The sequence below is a fragment of the Phenylobacterium conjunctum genome, from assembly GCF_042679085.1.
GTDB classification, from domain to species: Bacteria; Pseudomonadota; Alphaproteobacteria; order Caulobacterales; family Caulobacteraceae; genus Phenylobacterium; species Phenylobacterium conjunctum.
Window position 1 is genome coordinate 1 of record NZ_JBHTLQ010000025.1, and the last position, 18,311, is coordinate 18,311.

Below are 18,311 nucleotides of genomic sequence, written 5' to 3' on the forward strand. Positions count from 1 at the left end.
ACCGGCGCCCCGTGCCGAACCGGCCCCGCCGGCGGCCGCCGTCGCCACCCCGCCGGCGCCTGCGCACGAGGCCGAGATCGATGATGAGATCCAGGATGGGGACGACGAGGGCGACGCCCCGTCCCTGGCCGACGGCCCCACGCCGGCCCCGGCCATCCGCCAGCCCAAGCCGACCCCGAAGGAGTCCGGCCGCGAACTGCGCGAAGCCCAGGGCGCCTTTGACTTTGTGCGTCCGGCCGGCGGCTTCACCCTGCCCGAGCTGGCCATGCTGGCCCGGCCCAAGCCCCGCGCCTCGATGTTCGACGAAGGCGCCCTGCGCCAGAACGCCCAGCTGCTGGAAAGCGTGCTGGCCGAGTTCGGCGTGCGCGGCCACATCGACCAGATCCGCCCCGGCCCGGTGGTCACCCTTTATGAGCTGGTCCCCGCCGCCGGCGTGAAGTCGGCCCGGGTCGTGGCCCTGGCCGACGACATCGCCCGCTCCATGTCGGTCACCGCCTGCCGCGTCGCCGTGGTGCCGGGCCGCAACGCCATCGGCATCGAACTGCCCAATGCGCGTCGCGAGACGGTCTATCTCCGCGACCTGCTGGCCAGCTCGGAATACGAAAAGGCCAGCCAGATCCTGCCCATGGCGCTGGGCGAGAACATCGGCGGCGAGCCCTACATCGCCGACCTGGCCAAGATGCCCCACCTGCTGATCGCCGGCACCACCGGCTCGGGCAAGTCGGTGGGGGTCAACGCCATGATCCTGTCGATCCTCTACCGCCTGCCGCCAGAGCAGTGCCGGTTCATCATGATCGACCCGAAGATGCTGGAACTGTCGGTCTATGACGGCATCCCGCACCTGCTGGCGCCCGTCGTCACCGATCCGAAGAAGGCCATCGTCGCGCTCAAGTGGACCGTCCGCGAGATGGAGGACCGCTATCGGATGATGTCCAAGATCGGCGTGCGCAACGTCGCCTCGTACAACGAGCGCGCCAAGGAAGCCGCGGCCAAGGGCGAGCACTTCGAGCGCACGGTCCAGACCGGCTTCGACGACGCCGGCCGCCCGACCTATGAGAGCGAGCGGATCGACCCCAAGCCCATGCCCTATCTGGTGGTGGTCATCGACGAGGTCGCCGACCTGATGCTGGTGGCCGGCAAGGACGTGGAAGGCGCGGTGCAGCGCCTGGCCCAGATGGCCCGCGCCGCCGGCATCCACCTGGTCATGGCCACCCAGCGCCCGTCGGTGGACGTCATCACCGGCACCATCAAGGCCAACTTCCCGACCCGGATCAGCTTCCAGGTCACCTCCAAGATCGACAGCCGCACCATCCTGGGCGAGCAGGGCGCCGAGCAACTGCTGGGCCAGGGCGACATGCTCTACATGGCCGGCGGCGGCCGCATCACCCGCCTGCACGGCCCCTTCGTCTCCGACGGCGAGGTCGAGGCCGTGGCCCGCTTCCTGCGCGACCAGGGCCAGCCCCAGTACCTGGAAGAGGTCACCGAGGGCGGCGACGAGGACGGCGGCGGCGAGGGCGACTTCGGCGGCGGCGGCGAAGGCTCGGGCGACGATCTCTATGACCGCGCGGTGGCGGTTGTCACCCGCGACAAGAAGGCCTCGACCTCCTACGTCCAGCGCCGCCTGCAGATCGGCTACAACCGCGCCGCATCGCTCATTGAGCGCATGGAGCAGGAAGGCGTGGTCAGTCCCGCCAACCATGCCGGCAAGCGTGACGTCCTGGCCCCTCCGCCACCTTAGGCGGCGCCTGAAGGTGTAGCGCGCGGGGCGGGAAACCCATTTGCAGACAAGGGCCTATGGCGGCCCGGGCGGCGAGCGGTAACCTTACTTCAATCCAAGTAGGCCCAAGATGGGCTGAAGCAGATTGGGGCGAAGCTTGGCGGGTGGGCTTGATACAGGTCTGGGCCTTGTGCCCAAGGAGGCGCAGCAGGGCACGCCCTTGCGGATCGCCGTCTCCGCTGCGGTTGGCGTCACCGCCGCCATGGTCCTGCCTGTCCGCGAGGTCCTGATCTGGTTCGGCCTGATGGCTGTCGTCGAGGTCGCCAGTTCGGGAGCGGCCCTCGCCATGGACCGCGGCCGTATCCGCCTGGCGTTAGGCCGGCCGATCTATCTGGGCGTCTTCCTGGCAGGTGTCGTCCTCTGGATGGGCCTGGGCGCCATGCTCTGGTCCACCGGCCGGCCCGAGGGCCACCTGATGGCCCTGATCATCTGGCTCACCGTGATCTTCTTTGGTCAGACCGGCGCCTATCGGCGTCTCGCGGGCCTGATTATTGGAACGGCGGGGCCTGGCGTGGCGATGCTGGCCTGGATGGCCCTGACCCCCGCGCCCGTCGGCTTCAACCAGGCCCCGGTCCTGGTCCTGTTCGGCCTGGCCCTGCTGTTCGCCTGCGACGGCGTCTATCGCGCCCTGACCAGCCGCCGCCGGCTTGAGGAGGCCCAGGCCCAGCTCGCGGCGTCGGAGGCCCAGTATCGGCTCCTGGCGGACAACGTGAGCGACGTGATCGCCCTGAACGCTCTGGACGGACGGCGGCTCTTCATGTCGCCCTCCATCGCGCGCGCCGTGGGCTGGACGCCCGACGAGATGCGGACGGCCAACAACTTCACCTTCCTGCATCCCGAGGACGCCACCTGGCTGCCCCAGGAGTTGACCCGGCTGGCCCAGAACGGCGGCCAGGCGACCCACCGCTACCGGGTGCTTCACAAGGAGGGTCACACGATCTGGCTGGAGGCCAATTTCGGCGTCATCCCCCCGGCGACGACGGCCGATGAGCCGATGCTGATCTCCGTCTCGCGGGTGATCAACGACCAGATCCGCATCGAGGAAGAGCTCAAGGAGGCCACCCGCCGGGCCGAGGCGGCGGCGGCGGCCAAGTCCGACTTCCTCGCCAACATGACCCATGAGCTGCGCACGCCGCTCAACGCCATCATCGGCTTTTCCGGCATCCTGCGAACCTCTCCGCGCCTGCAGGCGCAGGACGCCCGTCACGTCACCCTGATCAACGAGGCCAGCCAGAGCCTGCTCGAACTGGTCAATGACGTCCTCGACTTCTCCAAGCTGGAAGCCGGCGCCGCGGAACCGGAGACCCGGGCCTTCGATCCCGCCGAGACCTGCGGGGCCGTGGCGGAGCTGCTGCGCGACCAAGCCGTCGCCCGCGGCCTCAGCCTGGACTTCAGCGCCGAGGGCGATCTTCGCCCCCTGGCCGGCGACCCGGCCCGGATCCGCCAGGTGCTGATGAACTTCCTGTCCAACGCCCTGAAGTTCACCAGCCAGGGCGGTATCCGCCTGCGCCTCGTCCAGACCCCTGGCCAGGTCCACGACTATCTGCGGGTTGAGGTCAGCGACACCGGGATCGGCATCCCGCCCGACCAGATCGCCCAGCTGTTCGACCGGTTCACCCAGGCCGACGCCTCGGTGTCGCGCCGCTATGGCGGCACCGGCCTGGGCCTGGCGATCTGCAAGCGCAACATCGAGCTGATGGGCGGCCAGATCGGCGCTGAAAGCGCACCCGGTGAGGGTTCGACCTTCTGGTTCGAGCTCAATCTGCCCCGAACCCAGGCGCGGCCGGAGCCGGACCGGGCGCAGGCCAGTCTCCCCGACACCGCCCTGCGCCTGCTGGTGGTCGAGGACGTGGCGGTGAACCGCGAACTCATCCAGACCCTGCTCAGCCCCTTCGACATCGAGATCACCACCGCCGAAAACGGCGTCGAGGCCGTGGAGCAGATGCGCCGCGCGCCCTTCGACATCGTGCTGATGGATGTCCAGATGCCGGTGATGGACGGCCTGACCGCCACCCGCGCCATCCGCGCCCTGCCGTCCGATCGCGCCCGCAGCACCCCGATCATCGCCATGACCGCCAATGTCCTGCCAGATCAGATCCGGGCCTGCGTCGAGGCCGGCATGAATGACCACCTGGGCAAGCCGATCAGCCCCGCGGACCTTCTGTCCGCCCTCTCCCGCTGGTCCCCCAACGCCGAGGCCGCCTGATCGGCGCCGCTGGCGGCAGGCAAGCTTGGACCTGACAACGCGCGTGGTCGGGTTATGGTCGTGATCCTGTCACGCCGGAGCCCGCATGAAACGCGCCGTCACCGCCCTCGCCGCCGTCTTCACCCTGGGCGCCGCCCCGGTCACCGCGCCGGCCTTCGACCTCGTGATCCGCAACGCCGAGATCTATGACGGCAGCGGCGGCGCACCGTTCAAGGGCGAGGTTGCGGTCAATGCCGACCGCATCGCCTATGTGGGTCCGCACGCGCCGGGCCCGGGCGCCCGCGAGATCGACGCCGGCGGCAAGGCCCTGGCGCCCGGCTTCATCAACATGCTGAGCTGGGCCAACGAGACCCTGATCGCCGATGGCCGCGGCCTGTCCGACCTGAAGCAGGGGATCACCCTGGAGGTCATGGGCGAGGGCAACTCCATGGGTCCGATCAACGCCGACATGCGCGCCAAGGCCCAGAACCGCCAGGCCGACATCCGCTACGACGTCGACTGGACCACGCTCGGCGACTACCTGTCCGGCATGGAGAAGCGCGGCGTCTCCATGAACCTCGCCTCCTTCATCGGCGCCGAAACCACCCGGGTGAACGTCCTGGGCGAGGATGACGTCGACCCCACCCCGGCCCAGCTGGACGCCATGCGCGCCCTGGTCCGCCAGGCCATGGAGGAAGGCGCCATGGGCGTCGGCTCCTCGATCATCTACGCGCCGGGCAGCTATGCCGAGACCCCGGAGCTCGCGGCCCTGGCCACCGAGGCGGGCAAGTGCGGCGGCATGTACATCAGCCACATGCGCAGCGAGGGCGACCGGCTGATCGAGGCCGTGGACGAGCTGATCGAGATCTCGCGCCTCTCCGGCGCGCCCGCGGAAATCTACCACCTGAAGGCCGCCGGCCGGTCCAACTGGAGCAAGCTCGACACCGCCATCGCCCACATCGAGGCCGCCCGCGCCAAGGGCCAGCGAATCACCGCCGACATGTACACCTACCCGGCAGGCTCCACGGGGCTGGACGCCGCCATGCCCACCTGGGTCCAGGCCGGCGGGGTCGAGCAGTGGATCGCCCGCCTGAAGGACCCGGCCACCCGCGCCAAGGTCATCGCCGAGATGCGGGCCGAGAAGCCGGCCTTCGAGAACCTGCTGCTGCACGCCGGCGGCGAGGGAACCCTGCTGGTGGGCTTCAAGAACCCGGCGCTCAAGCCGCTCACCGGCAAGACCCTGGCCGAAGTGGCCAAGGCCCGCGGGGTCAGCGTCCAGGACGCCGCCATCGACCTGGTGATCGAGGACGGGACCCGGGTGCAGGTGGTCTATTTCCTGATGTCCGAGCCCAATGTGGCCAAGGAGACCGCCCTGCCCTGGATGAGCTTGGGCTCCGACGCCGGAGCGCTGGCGCCTGAGGGCGTGTTCCTGAAATCCTCCACCCACCCCCGCGCCTACGGCAATGTGGCCCGCCTGCTGGGCAAGTATGTGCGGGAGGAGAAGACGCTCACCCTGGCGGACGCCGTGCGAAAGCTCTCCGCCCAGCCGGCCCACAATCTGGGCCTCAAGGACCGGGGCCTCATCAAGACCGGCTACTTCGCCGACCTGGTGGTGTTCGATCCGAAGACCGTCGCCGACCACGGGACCTTCGAGAAGCCACAACAGTTCGCCACCGGCGTCAGCGAGGTGGTGGTCAACGGCCAGCTCGCCCTGGCCGGCGGCGAGCCCACGGACGCCCGACCCGGCCGATTTGTCCGCGGCCGGGGCTGGACCGGTTGGAAGGACGGCGGCTGCCGGAAATCCGCCGCCGACTGGTCCTGGTAGCGGCCGGGCCGGGGCCCAAGGAACGGCCAGGCTCATCCGCCGTTCAGACGCCTCGCCCTATTGACGGCGCGTTCGTCTGATAGGCCCTAGACTCATGACTTCAGGAGACCGGTCCATGCGCCCGACCCGCCGCAGCATCGCCCTCGGCCTCGCCGCCCTCCCCGTCACGGGCTCAGTCGCCGGCCCGGCCCTGGCGGCCCGCCCCGCCATCGCCCCGCTCTCGGCCGAGGATCGCGCCCTGGTGGACAAGGCCGCCGCCTATCTGCAGGACCTGACCGAGGCCAAGGGCCGGTTCGTCCAGACCGACGCCCGCGGAACCATGACCCAAGGGGCGATCTATCTGAAGCGGCCGGGCAAGGCCCGCTTCGCCTATGAGCCGCCGTCAGGCCTGCTGGTGGTCGCCGACGGCGCCAATGTCTCCATCGCCGATAGCCGGCTGAAGACCTTTGACCGCTATCCTCTGATGGCGACGCCCCTGTCGATCTTCCTCGCCCGCCAGATCCGCCTGGACAAGGGCGTGGTGGTGAGCCGGGTCTCGCGCCTGGCCGACGGCTTTTCGATCACCGCGCGGGACGGCAAGCGGGAGGCCGAGGGCGAGATCACCCTCACCTTCTCTAACGACCCCGTGGCCCTGATCGGCTGGGCGGTGACCGACGCCCAAGGCTTCTCCACCCGCATCCGCCTGGCCTCGCTGGAAAAGACCTCGGGCCTGGCCTCATCCCTGTTCGTGCTCAACGACCCGCGGCCGAAGAACCCAGGCCGTGCCAAAATGTGACACAAGGGCCACAGGCAAGAATCGAAGCGGTCGAGATTGACTTTTGTAGACTCTTGTGGCCCATATGACACGCATGACGCCTGTGCGAGCGGGCGTGATCCGTGCCGGAACCTATCCCCTCCCGGCCGCGGCATGAGAGACACACACTGCGCCCGGGCTTCTCCAGTGCCCGGGCGTTTTCTTTTGGGCTAAACCCTCCCCATGCGTCTTCGCCTCTGCACCTGGAACGTCAATTCCGTCCGCCTGCGCGCCGAACAGGTCGCCCGCTTCGTCGCCGAACATGCGCCTGATGTCCTGTGCCTGCAGGAGATCAAATGCCAGGACGCCGAGTTCCCGCGCAAAGCCTTCGAGGAGATGGGCCTGCCCCACCTGCGGATCGCGGCCCAGAAGGGCTGGCATGGGGTGGCCATCGCCTCGCGCCTGCCGATCGAGGACGCGCCGAGGCTGGACGTCTGCCGCGAGGGCCACGCCCGCTGCGTCTCGGCCAAGGTGGCCGGGGTCGAGGTTCAGAACTTCTACATCCCGGCCGGCGGCGACGTGCCCGACCGCGCGCAAAACCCCAAGTTCGACCACAAGCTCGACTTCTTCGAAAAGCTGACCGCCGACATGGCCGCCCGCGATCCCAAGGCGCCCCTGGCGGTGGTCGGCGACCTGAACGTGGCGCCGGGCGAATTCGATGTCTGGAGCCACCGGCAAATGTCGCGGGTGGTCAGCCACACTCCCGTCGAGGTCGAGGCCTTCGCCCGGCTGAAGGCCAGCCTCGGCTTCACCGACCTGGTGCGCGAGGCGGTTCCCGAGCCGCAGAAGCTGTTCTCCTGGTGGAGCTATCGGGCGCAGGACTTCCGCGCCTCCAACCGGGGCCTGCGGCTGGACCACATCCTGATCTCGCCCGGCCTGCGCGAAGCCGCCTTCCGGCTGGGCGCGGCGGCGGCCCGGGTCCACGACGACGTGCGCGAATGGGAGCGGCCCAGCGACCACGCGCCGGTCAGCGCCGACTTCGTCATCTAGCCGCCGAACCGACCGCGATCCCCAGGCTGAAGGCCGCCAGCATCAGGCCGGCCGCCACCACCAGACCCAGGGCGAAGCCGAACATCAGGACGGCGTCCTCGGACGCATCCATCCTGCGCCGACGTCGCGGCCCCCGCCACAGGGCCGACAGGGGCCGCGTCTTCGTGACCGTGGGTTCCATGTTCCGCCTCCGGAGACCTTCCGCAGGCACAGTGGCGCCGCCCGACCTTCGCCGGGAGACAGGCTACGCCCAGTCCGGGCGCAGACTATGCTTAATGATTCAGAGCCTTAAGGCGCCAGGCGATAGCCGCCGGCCTCGGTCAGCAGCAGCTTGGCGTTGGATGGATCCGGCTCGATCTTCTGCCGCAGCCGGTAGACGTGGGTCTCCAGCGTGTGGGTGGTGACGCCTGCGTTATAGCCCCAGACCTCGGCCAGCAGCTCCTCCCGGCTCACCGGCTTCTCGCCGGCCCGGTAGAGGTACTTCAGGATGTTGGTCTCCTTCTCGGTCAGCCGGATCTTCTTCTGGGACTGATCGATCAGGAGCTTGGCCGAGGGCCGGAACTCGTAGCCGCCCAGGTGGAAGACCGCGCCTTCCGACTGTTCGTGGCTGCGCAGCTGGGCGCGGATGCGGGCCAAGAGCACCGCCACCTTGAAGGGCTTGGTGACATAGTCGTTGGCCCCGGCGTCGAGGCCCTTGATGGTGTCGTCGTCGGTGTCGGCCGCGGTCAGCATGATCACCGGGCAGGCGACGCCCTTGTCCCGCATCTGGCGGCAGGCTTCCCGACCGTTGATGTCGGGCAGGTCCACGTCCAGCAGGATCAGGTCCGGGCGGCGCTCCAGGGCTTCCGCCACGCCCGACAGGCCGGTGTCGGCCTGGAAGACGGTGAACTCGTCCTGGAGCTCGAGCTGTTCGGCGAGTTCGGTGCGCAGATCGTCGTTGTCGTCGACGACGAGCAGGGTCTTGCGTTGTGCCATGGGCCGAAACATGCACCGTGTCGGGGTTTTCCGCCAATCCTTGAAGGAGCCTGGGGCGTGATCTTCACGGCGATGTCAGATGGACGCTTCGATCTGGGCGGCCGGACCGTGCGCTGCGCCCTGGGCAAGGGCGGGGTCAAACCCGCCGCCGACAAGCGCGAAGGCGACGGCGCCTCGCCACTCGGAACCTGGGTCATGCGGCGCATCCTTTATCGGCCGGACCGCGGCCCGCCGCCGCTGACCGCCCTGCCCGCCCAGGCCATCGCGCCGGACGACGGTTGGTGCGACGCCGCCGCCGACCCCAACTACAACCGCCCGGTCAAGCTCCCCTACCCCGCCAGCGCCGAGCACCTGTGGCGGGAGGATCATGTCTACGACCTGATCGTGATCCTGGCGCACAATGACGATCCGGTGGTCCCGGGCATGGGCTCGGCGATCTTCATGCACATCGCCCGCGACGGCTACACCGGCACGGAAGGCTGCGTCGCCCTGGCCCGCGAGGACCTGCTGGCGGTGCTGCAGGTCGCAAAGCCCGGCGACGCCGTGGCGATCGTTCAGGCCTGAGGCGGACGCCCGCCGAACAGGGCCGATCCCACCCGCACGCTGGTGGCGCCGAACCGGACAGCGGTCTCGAAGTCGTCGCTCATCCCCATGGACAGCCTGGCGATCCCGTTGCGCGCGGCGATCCGGGCCAGCAGGGCGAAATGCGACCCTGGCGGCTCTTCGGCCGGCGGAATGCACATCAGACCCTCGATCTCGAAGCCATAGGTCTTGCGCACGCTGGCGATGAAGGCGTCGGCCTCGGTCGGGATGACGCCCGCCTTCTGCGGCTCTTCGCCGGTGTTGACCTGGACATAGAGCCGGGGCGTGCGGCCCTGCTTCTGCACCTCGTCGGCCAGGGCCTTGGCCAGGCGCTCGCGGTCCAGGGTCTCGATCACGTCGAAGAAGGCCACCGCCTCCTTGGCCTTGTTGGTCTGTAGGGGCCCGATCAGGCGCAATTCGATCTCGCCGCGATGGCCGGACCAGCGGTCCATGGCCTCCTGCACCCGGTTCTCGCCGAACACCGCCTGGCCGGCGGCCAGGACGGGCTCCACACTGGCCCAGGCCTGTTGCTTGGAGACGGCGACCAGGGTCACATCCGCCGGCTTGCGGCCACAGCCTTCGGCGGCGCGGGCGATGCGGTCTAGGATATCGTCGAGGGCGGGGGAGACGGACATTTCAGGCTTCTGGACCATGCGGCGAACGGCGCAAGCCTTAAGGCGGCGGGGCGGTTTGCGGAACCCCCTGCCCGGCCTGCTGGCCTTCACCGACCCGGCCCGGACGCCGGACGTGCTGGGGTTGGCGGCCAGCCTGAGGCCCGGAGAGGCCCTCGTCTATCGCAGCTTTGGCGCCGCCGACGCCGAGACGGTCGCGCGCGCCCTGCGCCGGATCACCCGGCGCCGCGGTGTCCTGCTGCTGATCGGGGCTGATGTCCGCCTGGCCCACGCCGTGCGGGCCGATGGCGTGCATCTGCCAGAGCGGATGGCCTACCAGGCGCGAGCCTTGCGCCGCGCCCATCCGCGCTGGCTCGTCACCGTCGCCGCCCACAGCCCGCGTGCGGCCCGCGTGGCCGCCAGCGCCGCCGTGGTGTCGGCCATCTTCCCGTCCAGGAGCCCGTCGGCGGGCAAGCCGTTGGGGGTCCTGCGCCTGGCCCAGACCGTCCGCCGCACGGCCACGCCGATCTACGCCCTGGGGGGGATCAATAACAAAACCGCCCGCAGGCTGTTGCCGGCGGGCGTGGTCGGGATGGCGGCGGTGGAAGGCCTTAGAACTTGAAGGCGGTCTCGAGCTTGACCCGCGGCGCGACTTCCTGCGGCTCGGTCTGCTTGTAGTTCGGCGCGACCTTGTCGCCCAAGGCCACGGCGCCACCGATCCGCAGCGACGGCGTCACGCGGAAATAGGCCCCGGCCTGGATATCGTTCAGTTGCGCATCACGCCCAGCCGGTTGTTCCAGGTTGAGCGTGACCCCCCAGCGCCCCTTGCGCGCGTCCCACTTCAGCGACTTCGTCCCTTGCGAGTTCAAGGTCGAGACGTCCGTGCGCACGGTGAAATCGGTGATCTTCTTGCCGGAGTCGGCGGCATGCGCGCTCGAAGCCACGCCCGCGAGGAGCGCCGCGCCGATCAGCGAAATGGCCTTCCGGTTCGACATAATCACCTACATGGGCCCCCATAGCCCCGACGCCACTCATTTCGGGTGACGCCGTTGCTGCGATTAGGCCCCGCTGTTCGCCAGGGTCAACAGGATCAGACGTCGCAGGATGGTCTAAACCCCACTTCGTTCGATTCTGTGGCGGTGACGCCACGCGATTCCTGTTTGGCGGGCGGGAAGCCGTTGTTATAGAGGGCACGGCGCGGGGCGGCGCCGCGCGGCGATTTCACCGACGCGGATCAACTGTTGGGAGCGGATGCATATGCCGTTTGTGCGCGGGTACTGGATGCGTGGCGTTGCGGCGGGGGTCCTGGCCCTCAGCCTGGCGGCCTGTTCGAGTGGTGGAGCCCGGACGTTCCAGACCCAGGAGCCTGGCGGCTTCAATCCTTTCAAGCTGGGCGGCGGCGGCGCCAAGGCCTCGACCCCTGGCGACCAGCCGGCGATCGGCGTCAACGGCTATCTGTGGCGCGCGACCCTGGACACCCTAGCCTTCATGCCCCTGGCCTCGGCCGACCCTTACGGCGGCACGGTGATCACCGACTGGTACACCAACCCGGACAAGCCGGATGAGCGGTTCAAGTGCACCGTCTACATCCTGGATTCGCGCCTGCGCGCCGACGGCCTGAACGTCGCGGTGTTCAAGCAGACCAAGGACGCGTCGGGGAACTGGGTGGACACGCCCACCGCCGGCCAGACCGAGATCGATATCGAGAACTCGATCCTGACCCGGGCTCGCCAGCTTCGACTTTCGAACATCCGGAACTAGCTTCCGCGCGTTCGGGCGAACTTCTCTAGTCAGACGGTCGAACGCGCGCCGCTGCCGAGCGCGCGTTTTTCCGTGCGCGCCGGTTTCCTATCGACCTGAAACCACGCTAAAGCCCACCCATGGCCCGTTACAATCCGAAAGAGACCGAACCCAAGTGGCGCAAGGCCTGGGCGGAGGCGGACGTCTTCCGCGCCGGCCCGCCTGCGCCCGGTCAGCCCAAGTACTATGCGCTGGAGATGTTCCCCTATCCGTCGGGGCGGCTCCACATGGGCCATGTGCGCAACTATGCGCTCGGCGACGTCAAGGCGCGCTACATGCGGGCCAAGGGCTTCAACGTCCTGCATCCCATGGGCTGGGACGCGTTTGGCCTGCCGGCCGAGAACGCCGCCATGGAGCGCGGGGTCGATCCACGCGCCTGGACCTATGACAACATCGCCCGGATGCGGGACGAGCTGAAGCAGCTGGGCCTGTCCATCGACTGGTCCCGCGAGTTCGCCACCTGCGACGCGGAATATTATGGCCAGCAACAGGCCTGGTTCCTGGACCTGTGGAAGCGCGGCCTGGTCTATCGCCGCGAGGGCGTGGTCAACTGGGACCCGGTGGACCAGACGGTCCTGGCCAACGAACAGGTGGTCGACGGTCGTGGCTGGCGCTCAGGCGCCGTCGTCGAGAAGCGCAAGCTGAACCAGTGGTTCCTGCGCATCACCGACTATGCCGATGACCTGCTGGAAGGGCTGAAGACCCTGGACCAGTGGCCGGACAAGGTCCGGACCATGCAGGAGAACTGGATCGGGCGCTCCAAGGGCCTGCGGTTCAGCTTCCCGTTCGCGGGCGCGGCCCCCGCCGGTTTCGAGGCGGGGCTTGAGGTCTACACCACCCGTCCGGACACCCTGTTCGGCGCGAGCTTTGTCGGCGTGGCGCCGGATCACCCCCTGGCCGAGCAGCTGGCGGCGGCGGATCCGAAGGTCGCGGCCTTTGTCGCCGAATGCCGCAAGGGCGGAGCCTCCGAGGCCGAGATCGAGACGGCCGAGAAGATCGGCTTCGACACCGGTCTGACCGTGTCGCATCCCTTTGATCCGGAATGGAAACTGCCGGTCTGGATCGCCAACTTCATCCTGATGGACTACGGCACCGGCGCGATCTTCGCCTGCCCGGCCCACGACCAGCGCGACCTGGATTTCGCCCGCAAGTACGACCTGCCGGTCAAGCCGGTGGTTCTGCCGCCGGGCGAGGAGGCCGCGAGCTTCGCGATCGGGACCGAGGCCTATGTCGGTCCGGGCGTGATCTATAATTCCAAGTTCCTGGACGGGCTGGAGATCGAGGCCGCCAAGGCCGAGGCGATCGCCCGCATCGAGGCCCAAGGCCTGGGCAAGGGCGCGACCGTGTTCCGCCTGCGCGACTGGGGGGTGGCCCGCCAGCGGGGCTGGGGCTGTCCGATCCCGGTGGTGCATTGCGACACGTGCGGCGTGGTCGCCGTGCCAAAGGACCAGTTGCCGGTCGCCCTGCCTATGGACCTGGACTTCTCCAAGCCGGGCAACGCCCTGGCGCGTCACCCGACCTGGAAGACCGCCACCTGCCCCGACTGCGGCGGCCCGGCCACCCGCGAGACCGACACCCTGGACACCTTCGTGGACTCGTCCTGGTACTTCGCCCGGTTCACGGACACGAAGGCCGCGGATCCCGTCAGCAAGGCCGCCGCCGACTACTGGCTGCCGGTCGACCAGTATGTGGGCGGCATCGAGCACGCGGTCCTGCACCTGCTCTATTCGCGCTTCATCACCCGCGCCCTGGCCGACGAAGGCCTGCTGAGCGTGAAGGAGCCGTTCACCGGCCTGTTCACCCAGGGCATGGTCACCCACGAGACCTATCGCCGCCAGACCGGCGAATGGGTTGAGCCGGGCGACGTCGAGATCACCGCCGAGGGAAACACCCGCCGCGCGGTCCTGGTGAGCTCCGGCGAGCCGGTGACCATCGGCGACGTCGAGAAGATGTCGAAGTCCAAGAAGAACACCGTGGCGCCGGAGGAGATCTTCGACGTCTACGGGGTGGACGCTGCGCGCCTGTTCGTCCTGTCCGACAGCCCGCCCGAACGCGACACCCAGTGGACGACCGGCGGCGTCCAAGGCGCCTGGCGCTTCGTCAACCGGGTCTGGGACGAGTTCGACAGCCAACCGGCTGACGTTCCCACCGCCGACATCGAGGCCGATGAGGGCGCCAAGACCGTTCGCCGCGCCTCACATCGCCTGATCAAGGCCATGACCGAGGCCATCGACACCTTCAGGTTCAACTCCGGCATCGCCCGCCTGTACGAATTCCTGAACGTTCTCAAGGATCACAAGGCCGCCGGCGCGAGCCCGTCCCTGCTGGCCGCCCGCGCCGAGGCCTTGTCGGCCTTCGCCCGGCTGATCTCGCCCTTCACCCCGCACCTGGCCGAGGAATGCTGGGTCCGGATAGGCGGGGAGGGGATGGTGGTCCATGCGCCCTGGCCGGTGTTCGACCCCGCCCTGACCGAGGACGCCGTGCGTGTTCTGCCGGTGCAGGTCAACGGCAAGCGTCGGGGCGAGATTTCCGCCCCCGCCGGCGCCGAACCGGCCGAGGTGGAGAAGTTGGTGCTTGCCGACCCCGAGATTACCGGGCGTCTTGAGGGCCTGACCATCCGCAAGGTAATCGTGGTCAAGGACCGCATCGTCAACATCGTGGCAGGGTGACCTGATGCTCCGCGCACCGCTCTCCGTCCTGGCCGCCCTGTCGGCCCTGGCCCTCGCCGGGTGCGGCTTCACGCCCCTCTACGGCGCGCCGGGGGTGTCCAGCACCCTGTCGGCGGTGCAGGTGAACACGCCCGAAGGCCGGGTCGGTCAGCTGATCCGCGAGCACCTGGACGACGCCCTGGCCCGCAACAGCGAGCCGGCCAAGTATCGGATGGACTTGCAGCTTTCCGAGCAGCGGTTCCCGCGCGGGGTGCGGGTCGACAATGTCGCCACCCGTTACGAGTACGTCCTGACGGCGGTCTATACCTTGGTCTCGACCTCCACCGGCGCGCCGGCCAAGACCGGCCGCGTGCGGGTCGAGGTGACCTATGACTCCGCCGACCAGCCCTACGCCTCGGTCGCCGCCCAGCAGGACGCCCAGGATCGCGCCGCCAGCGAGGCCGCCCGCCGCATCCAGCTTGAACTGGCGGTGTGGCTGAGCAACCCGCCAAAGGCGCCCAAGACCAAGGCCGGCTAGGCCGCCGCCGTGATCCTCAGCAAGCGGCCTGACATCGAACGGTTCCTGGCCCAGCCGGCGGCCGGGGTCCGGGCCGCCCTGATCTATGGCCGCGACACCGGCGTGGTCCGCGACCGCGCCAATCAGCTGGCCAAGCAGGTCTGCGACCGGCCGGACGACCCCTTCGACGTCGCCCTGCTGACCGATGGCGATCTGGACGCCGAGGCCGCGCGGCTGGAAGGCGAGCTGGCCGCCCAGTCGCTGATGGGCGGCCGCCGGCTGGTGCGCCTGAAGCTGGGCTCGGACAAGGCCGGTCCCGACCGGACCGCCACCGAGGCCCTGGCCCGGCACATGGCCGGCGAACTCAATCCGGACGCCTTCTTCCTGATCGAGGCCGGCGCCCTGGGGCGCGAATCCAGCCTGCGCAAGGCCGCGGAGAAGGCCCCCGGCTGCGCCGTCATCCCCTGCTACGAGGATGAGCCCGGGGATATCGCCCGCCTGGTCCGGGAGAGCCTGGGCAAGGATGGGGTTTCCTTGAGCACCGAGGCCTTGGCGATGTTCGTGGCTCGCATGCCCAAGGAGCGCGGCGTGGCCCGCCAGGAAATCGAGCGGCTGGCCCTCTATCTCGGCCCGGGCTCGGGGATCACCGCCACGCCGAAGGACCTGGAAGACTTCCTGGGCGTCGAGCCTGAGGCCTCGTTGTCCGACGCCGCCGCCGACGCCTTTGGCGGCCGATTGGGCGAGGCGCAGGCAGGCCTGCGGCGCGCGGCGGCTGAAGGGGAGGCGGGTCCCGCCGCCGTCCGCGCCATCGGCATGTATCTGGGACGACTGCGCCGGACCCTGACCTTGGCCAAGAGCGGCGCCGGCCTGCAGGAGGCGGCCAAGGCCTCGGGTGTGTTCTGGAAGAACGAGCGGGAGTTCCTGCGCCAGGCCCGCGCCTGGACCCTGGCTGATCTCGACAAGCTGCAGCCCGAGGTGCTGGCCGCCGACCGGGCCTGCAAGACCGCCGGATCGCCCGACCAACTCATCGCCGAGCGCCTCGCCCTGCAGATCGCCGGCCGCGCCCGTCGACTGGGTCTCTAGGGTTGAAAATCGGCTGTTTGCGCCGCTTCAGCGCCGTCCGAAATTATTCCTATATTCCAGATGCTTAACCCGAAAATCCGGCGATTTATCCACAGGCTGTCGCGGACGCGTCGTCCAGGACTACGGGGCGGGGGTCTTCTGTGCGCCACAGGGCCGATTTTCTGAGCCCCATTCTGGGGCGAGATCAGGCCTTGGTCAGGCGCCGGCAGACCTCGTCCAACTGCTCGAGGCTGGCGTAGGAAATCCGCACCTCACCGAGCCCGCCGCGGTCCAGCACCTCGACTTTCAGGCCGAGCACTTCGGACAGGTCCGCTTCCAGGGCCTGGGTGTCGGTGTCCTTCGGCGCCGGCGCCGCCTTGCCGGACGACCGGGCCGAAGGCGTCGCATCGCCCTTGCGGACCAGGGCCTCGGTGTCGCGCACCGACAGGCCGCGAGCCATGACCTGCTCGGCCAGGGCGGCGGGGCTGTCCGCGCCGAGTAGGGCCCGGGCATGACCGGCCGACAGCTTGCCGTCGATGACGTAGGACCGGACGGACTCCGGCAGGTTCAGCAGGCGCACCGCGTTGGCGACGTGAGCGCGGCTCTTGCCGACCGCATCAGCAACCTCGGCCTGGGTGCGGCCGTGGATCTCCACCAGCTGCTGGTAGGCGGTGGCCTCTTCGATGGGGTTCAGCGCGGCGCGCTGGACGTTCTCGATGACCGCGATCTCCAGGACCTGGGCGTCGTCCAGTTCGCGGATCAGGGCGGGCAGTTCGTGCAGGCCGGCCTTCTGGCTGGCGCGCCAGCGGCGTTCCCCGGCCACGATCTCGTAGTGGCCGTCCATGTCCGGATGGGCGCGCAGCAGGATCGGCTGCAGGACGCCCTTTTCCCGGATCGAGGCCGACAGCTCTTCGATCTCGGCTTCCGAGAACACCCAGCGAGGCTGCTTCTCGTTGCGATGGATCAGCTCGATGGGGATGGTCCGCAGGCCCGCGGCGCTGCTCACCGGACCGGCGACGGGGGTTTCCTCGACCTCGCCCAACAGGGCGGACAGGCCTCGTCCCAGGCCACGCTTCTCTGCCATCATCTTGGTCCTCAGGCGGCCTTGGCGCGGCGATCGCGCTCGCGCACCACCACTTCGCGGGCGAGCTTCAGATAGGCCTGGCTGCCCGCGCACTTCAGGTCATAGACGAGCGCCGGCTTGCCGAAGCTCGGCGCCTCCGACACCCGCACATTGCGGGGGATCACCGTGTTGTAGACCGTCTCGCCGAAGTGACCGCGGACGTCGCGAGCCACCTGTTCCGACAGGCTGTTGCGGCGGTCGTACATGGTCAGGACCACGCCCTGGATCTCAAGGTGCGGGTTCAGGCTGCCACGGACCAGCTCGATGGTGCGCATGAGCTGGGTGAGGCCTTCCAGGGCGAAGAACTCGCACTGCAGGGGCACCAGCACCGCATCCGACGCGGCCATTGCGTTAACGGTCAGAAGGTTCAGGGACGGCGGGCAGTCGATGAGCACATAGGTGTACTCGCCGGCGGCGCGCAGGGGCTCCAACGCATCCCGCAGCTTGAAAGAACGGCGCGCCTGCTGGCCCAGCTCCAGCTCGACGCCGGACAGGTCCGGATCGGCGGGCACCAGGTCGAGACCCGGCAGCTCGGTCTTCACGACGGCGTCGGCGATGACGCTTTCGCCCATCAGGACGTCATAGAGGGTGGTCTTGCGCTGGGCCCGGCCGACGCCGAGGCCTGTGGAGGCGTTGCCCTGCGGATCGCTATCGATCAGCAGCACCTTCTCGCCGACCGCGGCCAAGGCGGTGCCCAGGTTGATGGCGGTCGTGGTCTTGCCCACCCCGCCCTTCTGGTTGGCGACCACCAGGATCCGCAAGCGCTTACCGCCAGTCTTACCGGCCACGACCCAGCCTCCTCACACGCACGATTTGGCCTCTCACGTCACTCAAGCTCGGCAGCACATCTGCCTCGAAATCCCAGGACTTAGCGGCGTCTTCCAATTCGGCCCCAACATCTTGTCCCTTCAGGAACAGGGCGTCCGCGCCAAGGCGTAGGTATGGCCGGCCATACCCAAGCAACCGGGACAGCGGCGCGCAAGCCCGCGCCGTCACGATATCCACAGCCAGTGACAAGTCTTCCGCACGTGATTGGTGAACGGTCGCCGGAAGCTGCAATCCGGTCACCACCTCCGTCAGGAACCGGCACCGCTTGGCCATGGACTCCACCAGGTGGACATGGAAGCCGGGACGGTCTTTTCCGAGGATCGCCAGCACGATACCGGGCAAACCTGCGCCGGTGCCGAGATCGGCCCAGGTCAGGGCGTCCGGCGCCAGACGCAGCAGCTGGGCGGAGTCCCAGGCGTGGCGGTTCCAGTAGATGTCCAGCGTCGCGGGCCCAATCAGGTTCATCCGCTGGTTCCAATCGGCCAGGTATGACCGGTAGGACTCCAGGTCCGCGAGCGCCTGGTCGCTGCAGCCCGACGCGGCCTGGAAGCCGGCGGAGTCGTTGACCTCGGGCAGGGTGGTTTCAACCATGGCT

At 68.9% G+C, this 18,311-nt stretch carries 18 protein-coding genes; 11 read left to right on the forward strand and 7 right to left on the reverse strand.

The window, feature by feature from the left end; translation table 11 throughout:
• The 5 genes from ACFQ27_RS11940 to xth form a co-directional block, all read left to right on the forward strand.
• The coding region (locus ACFQ27_RS11940) for a DNA translocase FtsK (RefSeq protein WP_377353745.1) at positions 1–1,738 on the forward strand (1,738 nt) is incomplete at its 5' end.
• A gap of 136 nt (positions 1,739–1,874) precedes the next feature.
• Positions 1,875–3,983, forward strand: a complete 2,109-nt coding sequence (locus ACFQ27_RS11945; RefSeq protein ID WP_377353747.1) for a hybrid sensor histidine kinase/response regulator — start codon at positions 1,875–1,877, stop codon at positions 3,981–3,983.
• Positions 3,984–4,068: 85 nt separating this feature from the next.
• Complete coding sequence (locus ACFQ27_RS11950; protein WP_377353748.1) at positions 4,069–5,787, forward strand: N-acyl-D-amino-acid deacylase family protein; 1,719 nt, start codon at positions 4,069–4,071, stop codon at positions 5,785–5,787.
• Positions 5,788–5,902: 115 nt separating this feature from the next.
• Positions 5,903–6,562, forward strand: a complete 660-nt coding sequence (locus tag ACFQ27_RS11955) for a LolA family protein (RefSeq protein ID WP_374343939.1) — start codon at positions 5,903–5,905, stop codon at positions 6,560–6,562.
• Between the two features lie 201 nt (positions 6,563–6,763).
• Positions 6,764–7,570: an exodeoxyribonuclease III gene (gene xth, locus ACFQ27_RS11960; RefSeq protein WP_374343941.1), complete on the forward strand. Its 807-nt coding sequence runs from the start codon at positions 6,764–6,766 to the stop codon at positions 7,568–7,570.
• Here the strand turns inward: xth and ACFQ27_RS11965 are convergent.
• Together ACFQ27_RS11965 and ACFQ27_RS11970 are read right to left on the reverse strand one after the other, a co-directional pair.
• Positions 7,563–7,751, reverse strand: a complete 189-nt coding sequence (locus tag ACFQ27_RS11965; protein WP_374343943.1) for a hypothetical protein — start codon at positions 7,749–7,751, stop codon at positions 7,563–7,565. The two genes, xth and ACFQ27_RS11965, sit on opposite strands and share 8 nt — an antisense overlap.
• A gap of 107 nt (positions 7,752–7,858) precedes the next feature.
• Positions 7,859–8,545 carry a response regulator transcription factor gene (locus ACFQ27_RS11970; protein WP_377353749.1) on the reverse strand — a complete coding sequence of 229 codons (687 nt, stop codon included), beginning with the start codon at positions 8,543–8,545 and terminating at the stop codon, positions 7,859–7,861.
• A 72-nt stretch (positions 8,546–8,617) separates the two neighbouring features.
• Here ACFQ27_RS11970 and ACFQ27_RS11975 point away from each other — a divergent pair, with 72 nt between their 5' ends.
• Entirely contained in the window at positions 8,618–9,109 is a 492-nt protein-coding gene (locus tag ACFQ27_RS11975) for a L,D-transpeptidase family protein (protein ID WP_374344546.1), read from the forward strand.
• Here ACFQ27_RS11975 and ACFQ27_RS11980 read toward each other — a convergent pair.
• On the reverse strand, positions 9,100–9,762 hold the full coding sequence (locus ACFQ27_RS11980) for a YggS family pyridoxal phosphate-dependent enzyme (RefSeq protein WP_374343947.1): 663 nt from the start codon (positions 9,760–9,762) through the stop codon (positions 9,100–9,102). The genes ACFQ27_RS11975 and ACFQ27_RS11980 overlap by 10 nt on opposite strands.
• A 55-nt stretch (positions 9,763–9,817) precedes the next feature.
• Between ACFQ27_RS11980 and ACFQ27_RS11985 the strand changes: the two genes are divergently transcribed.
• Entirely contained in the window at positions 9,818–10,360 is a 543-nt protein-coding gene (locus ACFQ27_RS11985) for a thiamine phosphate synthase (RefSeq protein ID WP_374343949.1), read from the forward strand.
• On the opposite strand, the gene ACFQ27_RS11990 is transcribed toward ACFQ27_RS11985, so the two are convergent.
• The gene (locus ACFQ27_RS11990; RefSeq protein WP_377353750.1) at positions 10,350–10,733 is read right to left on the reverse strand and encodes an NtrZ family periplasmic regulatory protein; all 384 of its coding nucleotides are present in this window, start codon (positions 10,731–10,733) and stop codon (positions 10,350–10,352) included. The two genes, ACFQ27_RS11985 and ACFQ27_RS11990, sit on opposite strands and share 11 nt — an antisense overlap.
• A gap of 262 nt (positions 10,734–10,995) precedes the next feature.
• On the opposite strand from ACFQ27_RS11990, the gene ACFQ27_RS11995 reads away from it, so the two are divergent.
• The 4 genes from ACFQ27_RS11995 to holA all read left to right on the forward strand — a co-directional run bounded on the left by ACFQ27_RS11995 (position 10,996) and on the right by holA (position 15,786).
• The gene (locus ACFQ27_RS11995) at positions 10,996–11,499 is read left to right on the forward strand and encodes a DUF3576 domain-containing protein (RefSeq protein WP_374344548.1); all 504 of its coding nucleotides are present in this window, start codon (positions 10,996–10,998) and stop codon (positions 11,497–11,499) included.
• A 119-nt stretch (positions 11,500–11,618) separates the two neighbouring features.
• Entirely contained in the window at positions 11,619–14,207 is a 2,589-nt protein-coding gene (leuS, locus tag ACFQ27_RS12000; RefSeq protein ID WP_377353751.1) for a leucine--tRNA ligase, read from the forward strand.
• Positions 14,208–14,211: 4 nt separating this feature from the next.
• Entirely contained in the window at positions 14,212–14,724 is a 513-nt protein-coding gene (lptE, locus tag ACFQ27_RS12005) for an LPS assembly lipoprotein LptE (protein WP_374343955.1), read from the forward strand.
• Positions 14,725–14,733: 9 nt separating this feature from the next.
• Positions 14,734–15,786: a DNA polymerase III subunit delta gene (gene holA, locus ACFQ27_RS12010; RefSeq protein WP_377353752.1), complete on the forward strand. Its 1,053-nt coding sequence runs from the start codon at positions 14,734–14,736 to the stop codon at positions 15,784–15,786.
• A gap of 184 nt (positions 15,787–15,970) precedes the next feature.
• Here the strand turns inward: holA and ACFQ27_RS12015 are convergent, their stop codons facing one another.
• From ACFQ27_RS12015 to rsmG, 3 genes are read right to left on the reverse strand one after another with little or no spacing between them, the layout of a single operon-like run.
• A complete protein-coding gene (locus tag ACFQ27_RS12015) occupies positions 15,971–16,852 on the reverse strand; it encodes a ParB/RepB/Spo0J family partition protein (protein ID WP_377353753.1) in 882 nt (293 codons plus the stop codon).
• An 8-nt stretch (positions 16,853–16,860) separates the two neighbouring features.
• Positions 16,861–17,649, reverse strand: a complete 789-nt coding sequence (locus ACFQ27_RS12020; protein WP_374344550.1) for a ParA family protein — start codon at positions 17,647–17,649, stop codon at positions 16,861–16,863.
• 16 nt (positions 17,650–17,665) lie between these two features.
• A complete protein-coding gene (gene rsmG / locus ACFQ27_RS12025) occupies positions 17,666–18,307 on the reverse strand; it encodes a 16S rRNA (guanine(527)-N(7))-methyltransferase RsmG (RefSeq protein WP_377353754.1) in 642 nt (213 codons plus the stop codon).
• Positions 18,308–18,311 lie beyond the last annotated feature (4 nt).